General features: G+C 69.3%; 12 protein-coding genes. 3 read left to right on the top strand and 9 right to left on the bottom strand.

Annotated elements, in window-relative coordinates; translation table 11 throughout:
• Nucleotides 1-119: 119 nt before the first annotated feature.
• From ACZ69Q_RS37070 to thyX, 3 genes are all read right to left on the bottom strand, one after another.
• Nucleotides 120-1,805, bottom strand: a complete 1,686-nt coding sequence (locus ACZ69Q_RS37070) for a ribonuclease J (RefSeq protein ID WP_471050921.1) — start codon at nucleotides 1,803-1,805, stop codon at nucleotides 120-122.
• A gap of 157 nt (nucleotides 1,806-1,962) precedes the next feature.
• Nucleotides 1,963-2,862, bottom strand: coding sequence for a 4-hydroxy-tetrahydrodipicolinate synthase (dapA, locus tag ACZ69Q_RS37075; protein ID WP_471050924.1), 900 nt, complete (start codon nucleotides 2,860-2,862; stop codon nucleotides 1,963-1,965).
• Between the two features lie 200 nt (nucleotides 2,863-3,062).
• Complete coding sequence (thyX, locus tag ACZ69Q_RS37080; RefSeq protein WP_471050927.1) at nucleotides 3,063-3,803, bottom strand: FAD-dependent thymidylate synthase; 741 nt, start codon at nucleotides 3,801-3,803, stop codon at nucleotides 3,063-3,065.
• A gap of 209 nt (nucleotides 3,804-4,012) precedes the next feature.
• On the opposite strand from thyX, the gene ACZ69Q_RS37085 reads away from it, so the two are divergent.
• Nucleotides 4,013-4,249, top strand: coding sequence for a hypothetical protein (locus ACZ69Q_RS37085; RefSeq protein ID WP_471050930.1), 237 nt, complete (start codon nucleotides 4,013-4,015; stop codon nucleotides 4,247-4,249).
• 90 nt (nucleotides 4,250-4,339) lie between these two features.
• Nucleotides 4,340-4,894, top strand: coding sequence for a hypothetical protein (locus ACZ69Q_RS37090; RefSeq protein ID WP_471050932.1), 555 nt, complete (start codon nucleotides 4,340-4,342; stop codon nucleotides 4,892-4,894).
• Nucleotides 4,895-5,011: 117 nt separating this feature from the next.
• Here the strand turns inward: ACZ69Q_RS37090 and ACZ69Q_RS37095 are convergent, their stop codons facing one another.
• The 6 genes from ACZ69Q_RS37095 to eccD form a co-directional block, all read right to left on the bottom strand.
• A complete protein-coding gene (locus tag ACZ69Q_RS37095) occupies nucleotides 5,012-5,464 on the bottom strand; it encodes a hypothetical protein (protein WP_471050935.1) in 453 nt (150 codons plus the stop codon).
• The gene (dapB, locus tag ACZ69Q_RS37100; RefSeq protein ID WP_471050938.1) at nucleotides 5,464-6,216 is read right to left on the bottom strand and encodes a 4-hydroxy-tetrahydrodipicolinate reductase; all 753 of its coding nucleotides are present in this window, start codon (nucleotides 6,214-6,216) and stop codon (nucleotides 5,464-5,466) included. Before dapB ends, ACZ69Q_RS37095 begins: the two co-directional genes overlap by 1 nt.
• Before the next feature lie 28 nt (nucleotides 6,217-6,244).
• Nucleotides 6,245-7,624 (bottom strand): M16 family metallopeptidase, encoded by a 1,380-nt coding sequence (locus ACZ69Q_RS37105; RefSeq protein ID WP_471050941.1) that lies wholly within the window; start codon nucleotides 7,622-7,624, stop codon nucleotides 6,245-6,247.
• A complete protein-coding gene (locus ACZ69Q_RS37110; protein WP_471050943.1) occupies nucleotides 7,621-9,849 on the bottom strand; it encodes a polyribonucleotide nucleotidyltransferase in 2,229 nt (742 codons plus the stop codon). Before ACZ69Q_RS37110 ends, ACZ69Q_RS37105 begins: the two co-directional genes overlap by 4 nt.
• Nucleotides 9,850-10,177: 328 nt before the next feature.
• Nucleotides 10,178-10,465: a 30S ribosomal protein S15 gene (gene rpsO, locus ACZ69Q_RS37115; protein ID WP_020138875.1), complete on the bottom strand. Its 288-nt coding sequence runs from the start codon at nucleotides 10,463-10,465 to the stop codon at nucleotides 10,178-10,180.
• A gap of 196 nt (nucleotides 10,466-10,661) precedes the next feature.
• Nucleotides 10,662-12,119: a type VII secretion integral membrane protein EccD gene (eccD, locus tag ACZ69Q_RS37120; protein WP_471050945.1), complete on the bottom strand. Its 1,458-nt coding sequence runs from the start codon at nucleotides 12,117-12,119 to the stop codon at nucleotides 10,662-10,664.
• 277 nt (nucleotides 12,120-12,396) lie between these two features.
• On the opposite strand from eccD, the gene eccCa reads away from it, so the two are divergent.
• Nucleotides 12,397-16,341, top strand: coding sequence for a type VII secretion protein EccCa (gene eccCa / locus ACZ69Q_RS37125; protein WP_471050948.1), 3,945 nt, complete (start codon nucleotides 12,397-12,399; stop codon nucleotides 16,339-16,341).
• Nucleotides 16,342-16,371 lie beyond the last annotated feature (30 nt).

Genomic DNA, 16,371 nt, shown 5'->3' on the forward strand with positions numbered 1-16,371 from the left:
AAGACCTTTATCCGTCTCGAGACAGCACACCCCCCCCCCCCCCCCCCCCCCCCCCCCCCCCCCCCCCCCCCCCCCCCCCCCCCGCTCCGGGTTCACTCAGTCGAACGTCCGACGGACCGTCAGACCTCCACCACCACAGGCAGGATCATCGGCCTGCGCCGGTACGTGTCGGAGACCCACTTGCCCAGGGTCCGCCGCACGAGCTGTTGTAGCTGGTGGGGCTCGACCACGCCGTCCTGGGCCGACCGCTCCAGCACCTCCGTGATCTTCGGGACGACGTCCGCGAAGGTGGAGTCGTCGATGCCGGAGCCGCGGGCCTGGATGTGCGGGCCGCCCGTGATCTTGCCGGTGGAGGAGTCCACCACCACGAAGACCGAGATGATGCCCTCGTCGCCGAGGATCTTGCGGTCCTTGAGCGCCGGCTCACCCACGTCGCCGACCGAGAGGCCGTCGACGTACACGTATCCGGCCTGGACCTTGCCGGAGATCTTGGCCTTGCCCTCGATGAGGTCGACGACGACGCCGTCCTCGGCGATGACGATGCGGTCGTGCGGGACGCCGGTGAGGGCGCCCAGCTCGGCGTTGGCCCGAAGATGGCGCCATTCGCCGTGCACCGGCATCAGGTTCTTCGGGCGGCAGATGTTGTAGAAGTACAGCAGCTCGCCGGCCGAGGCGTGGCCCGAGACGTGGACCTTGGCGTTGCCCTTGTGGACGACGTTCGCGCCCCAGCGGGTCAGGCCGTTGATGACGCGGTAGACCGCGTTCTCGTTGCCGGGGATGAGGGACGACGCCAGGATCACCGTGTCACCGTCGACGATGCGGATCTGGTGGTCGCGGTTGGCCATCCTCGACAGGGCCGCCATCGGTTCGCCCTGCGAGCCCGTGCAGACGAGGACGATCTCGCTGTCCGGAAGGTCGTCGAGCGTCTTGACGTCCACGACCAGGCCCGGCGGGACCTTCAGGTAGCCCAGGTCCCGAGCGATGCCCATGTTGCGGACCATCGAGCGGCCGACGAACGCGACCCTGCGGCCGTACTCGTGGGCCGCGTCCAGGATCTGCTGGATGCGGTGGATGTGGCTGGCGAAGCTGGCCACGATGATCCGCTTGCGTGCGCCCGCGAACACCTGGCGCAGGACGTTGGAGATGTCGCGCTCGGGCGGAACGAATCCCGGGACCTCGGCGTTCGTGGAATCCGAGAGGAGAAGGTCGATGCCCTCTTCGCTCAGACGTGCGAACGCGTGCAGATCTGTCAGACGGTTGTCCAGCGGGAGCTGGTCCATCTTGAAGTCGCCGGTGTGGACCACCATGCCCGCGGGCGTGCGGATGGCCACGGCCAGGGCGTCCGGGATGGAGTGGTTGACCGCGACGAACTCGCAGTCGAAGGGGCCGATGCGTTCGCGGTTACCCTCCGCCACCTCCAGGGTGTACGGGCGGATGCGGTGCTCCTGGAGCTTGGCCTCGATCAGGGCGAGGGTCAGCTTGGAGCCGATCAGCGGGATGTCCGGCTTCTCGCGCAGCAGGAAGGGGACGCCGCCGATGTGGTCCTCGTGGCCATGGGTGAGGACGATGCCCTCGATGTCGTCGAGGCGGTCCCGGATGGACGAGAAGTCCGGCAGGATCAGGTCGATTCCGGGCTGCTCCTCCTCAGGGAAGAGCACTCCGCAGTCGACGATCAGGAGACGGCCTCCGTACTCGAAGACCGTCATGTTCCGGCCGATCTCACCGAGGCCGCCGAGCGGGGTGACCCGCAGGCCGCCTTCGGGGAGCAGCGGGGGCGGGCCGAGTTCAGGATGCGGATGACTCAAAAGACTCTCCTCACCACACGCGCCACGTACCGGTGGGGCACGTGGCGCGCGTGACGTTCGTGCAGAAGCAGTTGTCGTTGTGTGTAGTGCGCAGGCACCGGTGGCCCGCTTATTCAGTTGTGGAGTCTGCTGCGCGGCCGGCGCGCGAAGTCTGGTGTTAGAGCTGTACCCCGCCGGCGGCAAGATCGATCTTGAGCTGCTCGATCTCCTCGGGTGAGCACTCCGCCATGGGGGCGCGCAGCGGCCCGGCGGGCAGGCCCTGGAGGGCGAGCGCGGCCTTCGTCGTCATGACGCCCTGGGTGCGGAACATGCCGGTGTAGACCGGGAGCAGCTTCTGGTGGATCTCCGTGGCCTTCTGGACGTCGCCGGAGACGTGCGCGTCGACGAGCGCGCGCAGGTCGGGGGTGACGAGGTGGCCGACGACCGAGACGAAGCCGACCGCGCCCACGGAGAGCAGCGGCAGGTTCAGCATGTCGTCGCCGGAGTACCAGGCGAGGCCGGAGCGTGCGATGGCCCAGCTCGCTCGGCCGAGGTCGCCCTTCGCGTCCTTGTTGGCGACGATGCGCGGGTGCTCGGCCAGCCGGACGATCGTCTCGGTGTTGATCGGGACGCCGCTGCGGCCGGGGATGTCGTAGAGCATGACCGGCAGCTCGGTGCTGTCGGCGATGGCCTTGAAGTGCCGGTACAGGCCCTCCTGCGGGGGCTTGTTGTAGTACGGCGTGACGACCAGCAGGCCGTGTGCGCCCACCTGCTGGGCCGTGCGGGCGAGCTCCAGGCTGTGGTGGGTGTCATTGGTGCCGACGCCTGCCACCACATGGGCGCGATCGCCGACGGCCTCCACTACCGCTCGTACGAGATCGGCTTTCTCCGCGTCGCTGGTGGTGGGGGACTCACCGGTGGTGCCGTTGATGATCAGGCCGTCGTTGCCTGCGTCCACCAGGTGCTCGGCGAGCCGCTGTGCGCCGTCGAGGTCGAGTGCGCCGTCCGCCGTGAAGGGCGTGATCATGGCGGTGAGGACCCGCCCGAAGGGGGTCTGCGGAGTGGAGGTCGGAGCCATGGGTTACACGCTACTCGTTGCGCACGGCCGGGTCTGCCCTCGGGGGGTGCGGGAAAGTCAGGACAAATATGGAGCCCGGCACTGCCTGCTCGGGGGTTCAAGCAGTGCCGGGTCCGTTTGATCAGGCTAGATGAACTTCTCTAAATGCCGCAATACGGACACTTCATGAGGCTGACGCACACCCCCGTGCCCGAGGCGCGTTACGGCGCCACGCGGCCGTTCGCATTGAAGGCGGCGTACGTGAGCGGCATGAGCTTGGCCCACTCCGCCTCCATCTTCTCGCCGACCATCTCGATCTCCCGCTGCGGGAAGGACGGGACCTTGGCCAGCTCGTGCTGGGTGCGCAGGCCGAGGAAGTGCATCAGCGAGCGGGCGTTGCAGGTGGCGTACATCGAGGAGAACAGGCCGACCGGGAGGACGGCTCGGGCGACCTCGCGGGCCACGCCGGCGGCGAGCATCTCCTGGTAGGCCTCGTACGCCTGGCGGTAGGAGTCCTCCATGGTGCGGCCGACCAGCTCCTGCTGGGCCTGGGTGCCCTCGACGAAGACGTACTTGCCCGGGCGGCCCTCCTGGACCAGCTTGCGGGAGTCGCCGGGGACGTAGAAGACGGGCTGGAGCTCCCTGTACCGGCCGCTTTCCTCGTTGTACGACCAGCCCACGCGGTGCCGCATGAACTCGCGGAAGACGAAGATCGGGGCGCTGATGAAGAAGGTCATCGAGTTGTGCTCGAAGGGGCTGCCGTGCCGGTCCCGCATGAGGTAGTTGATCAGGCCCTTGGAGCGCTCCGGGTCCTTCTTCAGCTCGTCCAGGGACTGCTCACCGGCGGTGGAGACGCGGGCGGCCCACAGCACGTCGGAGTCGGCCGCGCTGTGCTTGACCAGCTCGACGGAGACATCACTGCGGAAGCTGGGCTTGAGGTCGTCGGCGGGGGTGTCGGTCACGGCTCGGGGGGTCCTTCCATCACTTCTGCGGGCGGCGCCCACTCTACGGGTCGGCACTGACAACGGGGCGTTCGGTGCGGGGTCGCGACATACGTCGGCGAACAGCAGCGAATTTCTGTGAATTCGGTGAAACCGGGCACCTTTTGAGGCTCTCGCTCGTCTGTGTTGGTGACGGTCACCCCTACGATCCCAAGAGGAGAAGACCCCCGATGTTCCGTCGGCGCGAGTCCGTACCCTTCGCCTTCCTCGCCGAAGCCGACCGATTCCGCAGCAATGTCGCTCCCCCGCCCCGTGAGAGGGCGTCGGCCGGTCAGATGGCCGGACGCTGGCTGCTGGGCCTCACCATCGTCGCAGGGCTGGTGGGCTCGCTGCTGGTGGGGATGCCGGCCCTGTCGACCGAGACCGGCTCGCCGGCCCAGCAGTCGCAGGCGTCCCAGGGGCGCTGACCCCTTCGGACCCCCAAGGGTGGTGAGCGGGGACGCGGCTCGATAGCCTCACCGGGCACAGCCCATGCATGGATTGAGTGAGGACCAGCCGTGCCCCTGCCCTTCCTGACGGCCGATCGCGCTTTCGAGGCAGCCGACGACGTCGCGCTGCCCTTCGACGACCATGAGCGCTGGCGGCGGCCCTACCGCCCCGGTCCGTGGCGCGTGGGCGCGGCCGCGCTGTGGCTGCTGCTCGCCTCGTACGTGCTGTTCGCGGCCGTCATCATCGCCCTCACCGGCACGATCACCGATGCCGCTGTCGTCTTCGGCATCGCGTTGGCGATCATCGCCGGTGCGCTGCGGCTGCTGCGCATGGGCGTGTGGGTGAGCTCGCGCGGGCTGCGCCAGGTGAAGTTCCTCATCACGCGGACGGTGCCCTGGGACCAGGTCACCGCGGTGCGCACGGTGCAGCAGCCGGTGCGCTGGCTGGGACTGCCGCGCACGGTGCAGGGGCAGGCGCTCATGCTCGTACGGGGTGGCCGTGCGGCGGATGACGTGCCGATGCTGATGACCACGCACAATGCCGACTTCCTCGCCCGGGTCGCGGCGTTCGAGCGGGCCACGGACGCCATCGAGGCGTGGGCCGCGGAGAACTCGCGCGGCTGACCTCACGGAGCACGCGAAGGGGCCGGTCCGCCACAGCGGACCGGCCCCTTCGGCATACGGCCGAGGCATCGCCGTACGGAGTCGGTCGAGCCTCGGGCGATCAGGCGGTTCGGTCGGTCAGGCCTCGACGGTCCTGCCGTCGTGCAGGGCGATGGCGCGCTGCATCGCCTTGCGGGCGCGCGGGGTGTCCCGGGCGTCGTGGTAGGCGACCGCGAGACGGAACCAGCTACGCCAGTCGTCCGGCGCCGCCTCCGTCTCGGCCTTGCGCTTGGCGAAGACCTCGTCGGCCGAGTCGCGGTCGATACGCCCGCCGGGCGTGCGCTTCAGCTCGTCGACGGGCAGGCCGCCCTCGGCGTCGAGTTGGGCGGCCAGCGCGTTGGCCCTGCGGACGAACTGGGTGTTCTTCCACAGGAACCACAGGCCGATGACCGGCAGGATCAGCACCGCCACGCCGAAGGTGACGGTGATGACCGTGCCGGACTGGATGAGCATCACGCCACGGCTGCCGACCAGGACGAAGTAGACGACCAGGACGGCGGCCGTTATGGCGTAGGACAGCTTGGCGCGCATCAGCCCAGGTCCAGGAAGTGTTCCAGGCCGAAGGTGAGGCCCGGAGTGGTCACCACGCGGCGCGCGCCGAGCAGGATGCCCGGCATGAAGCTGCTGTGGTGCAGGGAGTCGTGGCGGATGGTGAGGGTCTCGCCCTCGCCGCCGAGCAGGACCTCCTGGTGGGCGAGCAGACCGCGCAGCCTGACCGCGTGGACCGGGATCCCGTCGACGCTGGCGCCGCGCGCGCCGTCCAGGGCGGTCTCCGTGGCGTCCGGCGCGGGGGCCGTGCCGGCGGCGCGGCGGGCCTCGGCGATGAGCTGGGCGGTGCGGGTGGCGGTGCCGGAGGGGGCGTCGACCTTCTTCGGGTGGTGCAGCTCGACGACCTCGACGGACTCGAAGTAGGGCGCGGCGATCTGCGCGAACTTCATCGTCAGAACGGCGCCGATGGAGAAGTTCGGCGCGATGAGCACGCCGGTCTCCGGGGAGGCGGCCAGCCAGCCGTTCAGCCGCGCGAGGCGCTCGTCGGTCCAGCCTGTGGTGCCCACGACCGCGTGGATACCGTGGTTCACGCAGTAGTCGAGGTTGGCCATGACCGAGTCGGGCGTGGTCAGTTCGACGGCCACCTGGGCGCCCGTCTCCGCGAGGGTCTCCAGTCGGTCGCCCCGGCTCAGGGCGGCGACCAGCTCCATGTCCTCGGCGGCCTCGACCGCCCGTACCGCCTCGGAGCCGATACGGCCCTTGGCGCCGAGGACCGCCACGCGCAGCTTGCTCATCTCTTGTGCTTCCTTCAGCAGGGGATTGTCAGGCCACGGCGTCGTTCAGCCGGGCGGCCTGCTTGTCCTTCAGCGGGCCGATGACCGACAGCGAGGGCCGCCGGCCCAGGATGTCGCGGGCGACCGCGCGGACGTCGTCCGGGGTCACGGCCGCTATCCGGGTCAGCATGTCGTCGACGGACATCTGCTCGCCCCAGCACAGCTCACTCTTGCCGATGCGGTTCATGAGCGCACCGGTGTCCTCCAGGCCGAGGACGGTGGAGCCGCGGAGCTGGCCGATGGCGCGGTCGATCTCGTCGTCGGACAGGCCGTGTTCGGCGACCTGGTCGAGTTCGTCGCGGCAGATCTTCAGCACGTCGTGGACCTGGGAGGGCCGGCAGCCCGCGTAGACGCCGAACAGGCCGCAGTCGGCGAAGCCCGAGGTGTACGAGTAGACGCTGTAGGCGAGGCCGCGCTTCTCGCGGACCTCCTGGAACAGCCGGGACGACATGCCACCGCCGAGGGCGGTGTTGAGGACGCCCAGCGCCCAGCGGCGCTCGTCCGTGCGGGCCAGGCCGGGCATGCCGAGGACGACATGGGCCTGCTCGGTCTTGCGGCCGAGGAGCTCGACGCGGCCGGCGGTGCGCAGGGCGCGACTGCCGTTGCGCGGTTCGATGGGCGCCGCGTCGCCGTTCTTGAAGGCGCCCGCCTTCTCGAAGGCCGCGCGGACCTGCCGTACGACCTTGTTGTGGTCGATGTTGCCGGCGGCCGCCACGACCAGGTGCGTCGGGTCGTAGTGCTTCTTGTAGAAGCGGCGGATGCGGTCGGCCGTGAGGGCGTTGACCGTGTCGACGGTGCCGAGGACCGGGCGGCCGAGGGGGTTGTCGCCGAACATCGTGTGCGCGAACAGGTCGTGCACGCAGTCGCCCGGGTCGTCCTCGGTCATGGCGATCTCTTCGAGGATCGCGCCCCGCTCGACGTTCACGTCCTCTTCGAGGATGAGCGAGCCCGTCAGCATGTCGCAGACGACGTCGATGGCGAGCGGCAGGTCGGTGTCGAGCACACGCGCGTAGTAGCAGGTGTACTCCTTCGCCGTGAACGCGTTCATCTCGCCGCCGACGGCGTCGATCGCCGAGGAGATGTCCAGCGCCGACCGGCGGGTGGTGCCCTTGAAGAGCAGGTGCTCCAGGTAGTGCGTGGCGCCGTTCAGCGTCGGCGTCTCGTCGCGGGAGCCGACGTGCGCCCAGATGCCGAAGGTCGCGGAGCGGACCGAGGGCAGGGTCTCGGTGACGATGCGCAGGCCGCCCGGGAGGGTGGTCTTGCGGACCGTGCCGATGCCGTTGGTGCCCTTGATCATCGTTTGGGTACGGGCGACGGCCCGCGCCTCCGAGGAGGTGCGGGCCGTCGCCGTGGAGCTGCTCGACGTCACTTGTCGGTGTCGTCCTTCTTGTCGTCCTCGGAGCCGCTGTCGGCCTCGCCCTCGATCACGGGGATGAGGGAGAGCTTGCCGCGGGAGTCGATCTCGGCGATCTCGACCTGGACCTTCTGGCCCACGCCGACGACGTCCTCGACGTTCTCCACGCGCTTGCCGCCGGCGAGCTTGCGGATCTGCGAGATGTGCAGCAGACCGTCCTTGCCGGGGAGCAGCGAGACGAAGGCGCCGAAGGTCGTCGTCTTCACGACCGTGCCCAGGTAGCGCTCGCCGACCTCGGGCATCGTCGGGTTGGCGATGCCGTTGATCGTGGTGCGGGCGGCCTCGGCGGCCGGGCCGTCGGCGGCACCGATGTAGATCGTGCCGTCGTCCTCGATCGTGATCTCGGCGCCGGTGTCCTCCTGGATCTGGTTGATCATCTTGCCCTTGGGGCCGATGACCTCGCCGATCTTGTCGACCGGGATCTTCACGGTGATGATCCGCGGCGCGTTCGGGGACATCTCGTCCGGCGTGTCGATCGCTTCCATCATCACGTCGAGGATGTGGAGGCGGGCGTCACGGGCCTGCTTCAGGGCGGCGGCCAGGACGGAGGCCGGGATGCCGTCCAGCTTGGTGTCGAGCTGGAGGGCGGTCACGAACTCCTTGGTGCCGGCGACCTTGAAGTCCATGTCGCCGAAGGCGTCCTCCGCACCGAGGATGTCGGTGAGCGTGACGTAGTGCGTCTCGCCCTCGATGTCCTGGGAGATCAGGCCCATGGCGATACCGGCGACGGGGGCCTTCAGCGGCACACCGGCGTTCAGCAGCGACATGGTGGAGGCGCAGACCGAGCCCATGGACGTCGAGCCGTTGGAGCTCAGCGCCTCGGAGACCTGGCGGATCGCGTAGGGGAACTCCTCGCGCGTCGGCAGGACCGGCACGAGGGCGCGCTCGGCGAGGGCGCCGTGACCGATCTCGCGGCGCTTCGGGGAGCCGACGCGGCCGGTCTCACCGGTGGAGTACGGCGGGAAGTTGTAGTTGTGCATGTAGCGCTTGCGCGTCACCGGCGACAGCGTGTCGAGCTGCTGCTCCATACGGAGCATGTTCAGGGTGGTGACGCCCAGGATCTGGGTCTCGCCACGCTCGAACACGGCGGAGCCGTGGACCCGCGGGATGGCCTCGACCTCGGCGGCGAGCGTACGGATGTCCGTCACGCCACGGCCGTCGATGCGCTTCTTCTCCTTGATCACGCGCTCGCGGACCAGGGACTTGGTGAGCGAGCGGTACGCGGCGGAGATCTCCTTCTCGCGGCCCTCGAACTCCGGCAGGAGCTTCTCGGCGGCGAGCGCCTTGACGCGGTCCAGCTCGGACTCGCGCTCCTGCTTGCCCGCGATGGTCAGCGCGGAGGCGAGCTCCGGCTTGACCGCGGCGGTCAGCGCCTCCAGGACGTCGTCCTGGTAGTCGAGGAAGATCGGGAACTCGCCGGTCGGCTTGGCGGCCTTCGCGGCGAGGTCGGCCTGGGCCTTGCAGAGCACCTTGATGAAGGGCTTCGCGGCTTCCAGACCGGCGGCGACGACCTCCTCGGTCGGGGCCTCGGCGCCACCCTGGACCAGCTTGATGGTCCCCTCGGTGGCCTCGGCCTCGACCATCATGATCGCGACGTCGCCGTCCTCGAGGGTGCGGCCCGCGACGACCATGTCGAAGACGGCGTCCTCGAGCTCGGTGTGCGTCGGGAATGCCACCCACTGGCCGCGGATCAGCGCGACGCGGACGCCGCCGATCGGGCCGGAGAAGGGCAGACCGGCGAGCTGCGTGGACGCGGACGCGGCGTTGATCGCCACGACGTCGTACAGGTGGTCGGGGTTGAGCGCCATGATCGTGGCGACGACCTGGATCTCGTTGCGCAGGCCCTTCTTGAAGGACGGGCGCAGCGGGCGGTCGATCAGGCGGCAGGTGAGGATCGCGTCCTCGGAGGGGCGGCCCTCACGGCGGAAGAAGCTGCCGGGGATCTTGCCGGCGGCGTACATCCGCTCCTCGACGTCCACCGTCAGGGGGAAGAAGTCGAGCTGGTCCTTGGGGTTCTTGGAGGCGGTGGTGGCCGACAGCACCATGGTGTCGTCGTCCAGGTACGCCACGGCGGAGCCGGCGGCCTGCTTGGCCAGGCGGCCCGTCTCGAAGCGGATGGTGCGGGTGCCGAAGGAGCCGTTGTCGATGACGGCCTCGGCGTAGTGGGTCTCGTTCTCCACTAGCGTTTTCTCCGTTACTTTGTCGTCTTTTGTCCCGTCGCTGCCCGTGTGGCAGGGGGACGGTGGCGGAGAAGCGCTCCGTGCGGTGCGGGCCGGTCTTCGATCGAAGCACCCGGGGTTCGCTTCCCCCGGGGGCCACTACCGAGGACCGGCGGCGGCTAGGTGCGCTTCTCCTCTGGTCGTGCTGTGTCGTCCGTACTGCGTTGTGCTACCACACTACAAAGCGTGAGTGACACTCCGCATGTTTCCGCACGCTCGGTTGACTTTCCGTACGTACGGCAAAGGGAGCGGCTCCCGATCGTCCGGGAACCGCTCCCCTCATGGCGTCTTACTTGGCGCCCGCCGCACCGCGGCGGATGCCGAGGCGGTCGACCAGCGTACGGAAGCGCTGGATGTCCTTCTTCGCCAGGTACTGGAGAAGGCGGCGACGCTGACCGACCAGGATCAGCAGACCACGACGGGAGTGGTGGTCGTGCTTGTGGGTCTTGAGGTGCTCGGTCAGGTCCGAGATACGGCGCGAGAGCATCGCGACCTGGACCTCGGGGGAGCCGGTGTCGCCCTCCTTGGTACCGAACTCGGTGATGATCTGCTTCTTCGTAGCGGCGTCGAGCGACACGCGTACTCCTCGTAGGTCTTCTGTTGCCACCGAGTGCCCCTGGTCTGCATCTCAGGGGGGCTTCCGTGACTCGGGAGGCGGGGATCCGCTGGGCGCTTCCCCCAGGTGGACCGGGGGCGCGTACACAAACGGCCGTCACACAGCGTACCAGCACGCGGGCGCGCCCTTGACAGGCGGGCCCGCGTGACCGGGGCGGTCAGACGCCGCCGCGGACCTTGCCGTAGACGTCGAGGACGGCCAGGCAGATCGGGACCAGGGAGAGCAGGACCAGCGAGTCGGCGAGGTCGAGCATGCGGCCCCAGAAGGGGGACAGGCCCTTCTGCGGGACGATCAGGGCGATCGCGATCAGCAGCAGCACGCCGGCTCCGACGGAGGCGCCGAGCCACAGGGTGCGTACGTCGACCGGGCCGGAGTCGCCTCGGAGCAGATCCATGATGACGTCGGCCGGCGGCGAGATCGCGAGGCCGAGGACCAGCAGGGCGAGCGTGACGACACCGGCCACGAACAGGCACGTGACCTGCGCGGTGTAGCGGAACAGACGGGCACGCAGCATCGCGGCGAGGCCGGTGCACAGGGCCAGCAACTGGGCCCAGCCGTTGTCGCTGAAGCCGAGCACCGCGCCGCCGGCGCCGATGATCACGGCGGCGCAGCCCCCGACCAGGCCGAGCAGCAGCTCGTGGCCGCGGCTGGTCTGGGCGATGATGCGCTGGACGTCGACGGCCTCGAGGTCGCCCTCCTGGCCGTCTCGACGCGCGCGGGCCAGTTCCTCCGGGTTGCGGAAGCCGATCGGCAGCTTGGCGAAACGGGACGACCAGCCGGGCAGGAAGCCGACGACCGCCAGGGCGACGACCGAGGTACCGGCGGCGATCTCCCGCGGCTCGGCTTCGGTGAGCACCCCGCAGAACACGGCGAGCGTGCCGATCGCGGAGGCCAGTGCGGCGGCGACGAACGGGGCGTCGCCCTGCGGCAGCAGCATGATCAGTACGACGGACAGGAGCAGTACGGCGACGCAGCCGACGAGGAACTGGATCCTGCCGGGGCCCTCGCCCGCGTCCTGGGGAATGGCGCCGGAGCCCGCGATGAGCGCGTGCGGCAGTGCCGAGATCCCGAGCGCGACGGCGGAGCCGCGGTCGTCGTACACCCGGGCCCGCACGCCGGCCAGTGCCGTCAGGGCGAGCGCGGTCACGCCGGCCAGGATGCCCTGAAGGCCGTGCATGTCGTGCCGTACCGGATCCGCGAACCAGAAGACGAAGCCGAGCATGACCAGCAGCAGCGAACCCGCCACGAGGCCGGCCACCCGCATCAGGTTGTCGTTCCAGCTACGGGTGTCCTGCTTGACCGCGGCGGCGATGGCGTCGACCACGTCGTCGTGCACGGCCGGCGGCAGCGAGTCGGCGAAGGTGCGCAGCAGCAACACCTCGCCGTCCTTGACCCGGTGCTCCAGCAACGACCGGCTCGCGTCGAGTACTTGGCCCTCGCGGGTCACGAGGTGGTAACCGGCGGGACCGGTGTCCGACTGGACCAGGCCCGAGAGTCTGATGATCTCGGGAAAGAGGTCCTGGACCGGCAGGTCCTCCGGCAGCGCGACATCGACGCGACTGTCCGGCGCTGCGATGGTGATTCGGCAGAAACCTGTCGAAGTCCCCGTGCTCACCTGGTGTTCCCCCTGCTAGACAAGGCTCTTCGCACCGCTCCTACGGCGCGGGTCGCCACCTTATCCGCTGCCACCCCCGCCACCGGACCTGCCTCCCGCATTCCTCCCAGGACCTGCGCCGCATCTCCATCCGCCTCCCTCCCTCGGGCATCCACCGCATCAGTAGGATCGACCTCTACTACGCGAACGACGCCTACGCGAACGAAGAACAACGTCGCGGTACACGGGGGCGTCGGTGCCAGGACGTACGTATCAATCGCGAAGGATGAGTGCATCGGTGAGCGTCGTCATCATCAAACGACCACCGCGGATAGTGCCGCCGGCCGTCCCGGACGGCGAGGTCAAACTGGAGACGCCCCCCGAGATCCCTCGCGAGGGCGACGAGAGCATGCTCATGAACCTGCTGCCCATGATGGGCATGCTGGGTTCCGTCGGTTTCTTCTTCATGCCCAACCTGCCGTCTTATATGAGGGTGGTCGGCGGGCTGATGCTGGCGTCGACGCTGGCCATGGCCATCGCCCAGTTCGCCAAGTCCCGGCAGGGCGGCGGCGCGGGGATGGCCCAGGACCGGCGTGACTACTTCCGCTACCTGGAGCAGGTCCGCAAGGACGTGCACAAGACCGCGGAACTGCAGCGGCAGAGCCAGCTCTTCCAGCACCCCGACCCGGAGCAGTTGTGGGCGGTGGCCGCCGACGGCAAGCGGCTGTGGGAGCGGCGTCCGACGGACGCGGACTTCGCCTCCGTGCGGATCGGGCGCGGTGTGCAGCAGCTCAACACTCCGCTCGTCGCGCCGGAGACCGCCCCCAAGGAGGAGCTGGAGCCGCTGACCGCGGCGGCCATGAAGGCCTTCCTCGACGCGCACGGCAGCCTGTCCGACCTGCCGGTGGCCATCTCGCTGCGCGCCTTCTACCACGTCACGATCTGCGGCGAGACGGACACGGTCTACGGCAACGCCCGTTCCAGCCTGTCCCAGCTCGCGACGCTGCACTCGCCCGAGGACCTGATGATCGCGGTGGTGGCGCACCCCTCCGCGGCGGCGGACTGGGACTGGATCAAGTGGCTGCCGCACAGCCAGCACCCGAAGGCCAAGGACGGGGCGGGCTCGTCCCGGCTCCTCTTCGACGACCTCGGGGAGCTGGAGGAGGCGCTGGCGGACCAGCTCGGCGACCGGCCCCGCTGGAACCGTGAGGCCAACCCGGTCTACGACCAGCCGCACCTGATCGTGGTGCTCGACGGCGGCACCGTGCCGCCGGACTCCGAACTCGCCAGCAGCGAGGGCCTCCAGGGCGTGACGTTCCTGGAGATCTCGCCCGGCCCGCTGGAGGAAGAGCTGCGCGCCGGCTTGACGGTCTACGCGAAGCCGGACCGGATGCGGCTGTTCGTCGGCCACGAGTCGGCGTACACCGGCAAGCCCGATGTGCTCAACCCGGCGCAGGCCGAGTCCCTGGCCCGGCAGCTCGCCCCGTTCCGGGTCGGCTCCGCGGAGGAGGGCGAACCGCTGCTGTCCAACCTGGACTTCACCGACCTCATGGGCATCGGCGACGCGGGCACGGTCGACGTCTCCCGCACCTGGCGTCCGCGCACGCTGCACGAGCGGCTGCGGGTGCCGATCGGCGTCGGTGAGAACGGCGAGCCGGTCATGCTCGACCTCAAGGAGGCCTCGCAGGAGGGCATGGGCCCGCACGGCCTGTGCGTCGGCGCCACCGGTTCCGGCAAGTCCGAGGTACTGCGTACGCTCGTGCTCGGCCTCGCGGTGACGCACTCCTCGGAGACGCTGAACTTCATCCTCGCGGACTTCAAGGGCGGTGCGACGTTCGCCGGTATGGCGGACATGCCGCACACCGCGGCCGTGATCACCAACCTCGCGGACGACCTCACCCTCGTCGACCGTATGCGCGACTCGATCATGGGTGAGACGCAGCGCCGCCAGGAGTTGCTGCGCTCGGCCGGCAACTACGCCAACCTGCACGACTACGAGAAGGCCCGGGCGGCGGGTGCCGCGCTGGAGCCGATGGCCTCGCTGGTGATCGTGCTCGACGAGTTCTCCGAACTCCTCACGGCCAAGCCGGACTTCATCGACATGTTCATCCAGATCGGTCGTATCGGCCGTTCGCTGGGTGTGCACCTGCTGCTGGCCTCGCAGCGCCTGGAAGAGGGCAAGCTGCGCGGTCTGGACACCTATCTGTCGTACCGGATCGGCCTGCGGACCTTCTCCGCCGCCGAGTCCCGTACGGCGATCGGCGTCCCGGACGCCTACCACCTGCCGTCGATCCCCGGTTCCGGTTATCTGCGGTACGACACCGACACCATGGTCCGCTTCAAGGCGGCGTACGTGTCGGGCGCGTACCACGGCGAAGGTCCGTCCCGGGTGCACCGCTCGACGCAGTTGCGGCCCGCGCTGTTCTCGGCGGAACACGTGGCGCTGCCGCCGCAGCCGGTGATCGAGGAGCCGGAGCCCGACAACCGGGTGGACGACGCGCTCGCGGACACCGTCCTGGACGTCCTCGTCAGCCGGATGATCAACCAGGGTCCGCCCGCGCACCAGGTGTGGCTGCCCCCGCTGGAGGAGGCGCCGTCGCTGGAGCAGATGCTTCCGCAGCTCGCCGTCACTCCGGAGCGCGGCCTGACCGCGCCCGACTACACGGCACTGGGCCGGCTCAACGTGCCGGTCGGTCTCGTGGACAAGCCGTTCGAGCAGCGGCGTGACGTGCTGTACCGGGACTTCGCGGGCGGTGCGGGCCACGGTCTGTTCGTCGGTGGTCCGCAGTCCGGCAAGTCGACGCTGCTGCGTACGCTCATCTCGTCGTTCGCGCTCACCCACACGCCGTCCGAAGTGCAGTTCTACTGCCTGGACTTCGGCGGTGGCTCGCTGATCTCGATGGAGGAGCTGGCGCACGTCGGCGGCGTCGCGAACCGTCTCGACGCCGAGAAGGTGCGCCGTACGGTCAGCGAGGTCGAGGGCATCCTCAACGCGCGCGAGGAGTACTTCCGCGAGCACAACGTCGACTCGGTCACGACCTACCGTCAGCGCCGGGCAGCCGGGCAACTGCCGGACCAGATCTGGGGTGACGTCTTCCTCGTCATCGACGGCTGGGCCACCTTCAAGACCGACTACGAGATGCTGGAGGCGACCGTCACGGAGATCGCGACCCGCGGTCTCGGCTTCGGTGTGCACGTGATCCTGACGGCGAGCCGCTACACCGAGGTGCGGCCGGCGCTCAAGGACATGCTCCAGAACCGCATCGAGCTCAGGCTCGGTGACCCGACGGAGTCCGAGATCGACCGCAAGGTCGCGCAGAACGTCCCCGCCACCGTGCCGGGCCGTGGTCTGACCCAGGAGAAGCTGCACTTCATGACGGCGCTGCCGCGTGTCGACGGCTCCTCGGCGACGGACGACCTGTCCGAGGCGACGTCGATCCTCATCGGCGGGATCAACGACAACTGGCAGGGCAGCCACGCCCCCGCCGTACGGCTGCTGCCCACGATGCTGCCGGTGGACCGCCTGCCCAAGGGCTTCGAGCACCCGGAGCGCGGTGTCGCCGTCGGTATCGACGAGTCGTCGCTCTCGCCGGTCTTCGTCGACTTCGAGACCGACCCGCTCTTCATCGTGTTCGGTGAGAGCGAGTCCGGCAAGTCCGCGATCCTGCGGCTGCTGGTCAAGCAGATCACCGAGCGCTACACGCCGGACCAGGCGAAGATCGTCATGGGTGACTACCGGCGTGCCCACCTGGAGGGCGTGCCCGACTCTCACCTGTCGCGGTACTGCGCCTCGGCGCCGGCCCTCACGGAGACGCTGGAGGGTCTGGCCGGCTCCATGCACCGCCGGATGCCCGGCCCGGACGTCACGCCCGAGCAGTTGCGCAACCGCAGTTGGTACAGCAGCCCGGACGCGTTCGTCATCGTCGACGACTACGACCTGGTGGCGACCGGCGTGAACCCGCTGGCCCCGCTGCTGGAGTACCTGCCGTTCGCCCGTGACATCGGCCTGCGCGTCATCATCGCCCGCGCCTCGGGCGGTGCGAGCCGCTCGCTGTACGAGCCGGTGATGCAGCGGATGCGCGAACTCGGCGCCCAGGGCGTGGTCCTGTCCGGCGACCGGTCCGAGGGCCAGTTGCTCGGCAACATCACGGCCACGCAACTGCCGCCCGGCCGTGGGTACTTCCACACGCGTCGGCGCGGTGGGCAGCTCATTCAGACGGGATGGCTGCCGAACCGGTTCTAGGCACGGCCGGTCGAGCCGGAGGGGCGGTAC

It is taken from the genome of Streptomyces sp. NPDC036764 (genome assembly GCF_055609385.1).